This window comes from Pseudomonas sp. MB-090624 (assembly GCF_003205245.1).
GTDB lineage: Bacteria > Pseudomonadota > Gammaproteobacteria > Pseudomonadales > Pseudomonadaceae > Aquipseudomonas > Aquipseudomonas juntendi.
Genome location: NZ_QJRK01000107.1, coordinates 1 through 1292, shown reverse-complemented (window position 1 = coordinate 1292; position 1292 = coordinate 1). Strand labels below are relative to the sequence as shown.

General features: G+C 56.3%; 1 protein-coding gene and 1 pseudogene. Both read left to right on the top strand.

What is annotated here, in order from left to right:
- A pseudogene (locus DMX12_RS29655) lies at window positions 1-248 on the top strand (hypothetical protein); the annotation flags it as partial.
- 20 nt (window positions 249-268) lie between these two features.
- Window positions 269-1264 (top strand): IS110 family transposase, encoded by a 996-nt coding sequence (locus DMX12_RS28795; RefSeq protein ID WP_029887815.1) that lies wholly within the window; start codon window positions 269-271, stop codon window positions 1262-1264.
- The last annotated feature ends 28 nt before the right edge of the window (window positions 1265-1292 follow it).

The window sequence follows — 1292 nt, the reverse complement described above, 5'->3', positions numbered from 1 at the left end:
GCGCTCGCTCCTTGTATGTTGTGACTGGCCTGGCGGGAGAAGTTATTCTCGTCAGGCTGAAGAAGCACTTCCGGGGAGGCCGATCGCTCCTGAAGGCAGGGTTTGCCCCTGACCTTGTACGTAGAGAGGCCCCCCGCCTCATTGCCCACCACGAAGAGTATCGAGAAGCCGACAAGTCGGACTTCGCATTACAAGGTTGCAGCGGCATGAAGTTCGAGGTCGGGGAACCGGAGGCCATTGTTACCTAATTCGCTTGGGAGAGGGAAGAATGAGTGTCTGGGTTGGCCTCGATATCGGCTCACGGACTTCGGTCGTTGGGGTGCGTAAAGATGGGCGCACTGCCGGTCAGTGGGATATCGCTCAAACCCCTGCCGGTCGCAAGGCTGCGGTGAAAAAGCTGCAGGCGCTCAAGCCTACGTCGATCGTGATGGAGGCGACCGGGATCTATTACCTGGACTTGGCCATTGAGCTGCACGCTGCCGACCTACCTGTTTCCGTGATCAACCCCAAGAGCTTCCACAACTTCGCCAAACTGATGCTGGTGAACAGCAAGACTGACGCAATAGATGCTCAGCTGCTGTCCGAGTACGGGGAGCGTATGACCCCGCGTTTGTGGACACCTCCAAGCACTGTACAGCTTGAACTCAGAGGCCTTGGCCGGCACATCAATCGTTTGGTGGGACACCGTATCAGGGCGAAGAATGAGCTGCATGCATTGCAGGCGACCGCCACGACTGCCTCAATGTTGATCGAGGATCAAGAAGAAGAGATTGCTTCACTAAGTAATCGAATCGAGCGCTTTCGTAAGGCAGGGCGCGAGTTAATCGCCCAGTGTCCAAGGCTAACTCGACAGTACGAGCAACTCCTCGCAGGCCCTGGGATTGGAGAGGTCTCGGCGCTGGCCGCCCTGGCTGAGCTGACCACGTTGCCCGAAACGCTCAAGTCCTCTCAGGTCGCTCGTCATGCTGGCCTTGATGTTCGACAGACACAGTCTGGAACAAGCATTGATAAACCTGGTCGGCTCGGCAAAAGCGGGAATGCCTATTTACGGGCAGCCATGTACATGCCTGCGCTGACGGCGGTGCGCTGCGATCCTTATGCGAAGGCTTTTTATGAGTCGCTGATCAGCAGGGGCAAGAAAAAAATGCAAGCGATCGCCGCTGTCATGCGCAAGTACCTGACAGGCATCTGGGCGTGCATGAGCGGAGATGAGCCATTTGATACGGCCAAGCTTTTCAGCTCTGAACACCTCAGAAAAGCTTGACCGCCAACAGAGTATCTACGTTTGTTTC

Bases quoted from the DNA above. Each gene is read 5' to 3' on its own strand.
- DMX12_RS28795 (WP_029887815.1), top strand. From the start codon at position 269: ATGAGTGTCTGGGTTGGCCTCGATATCGGCTCACGGACTTCGGTCGTT.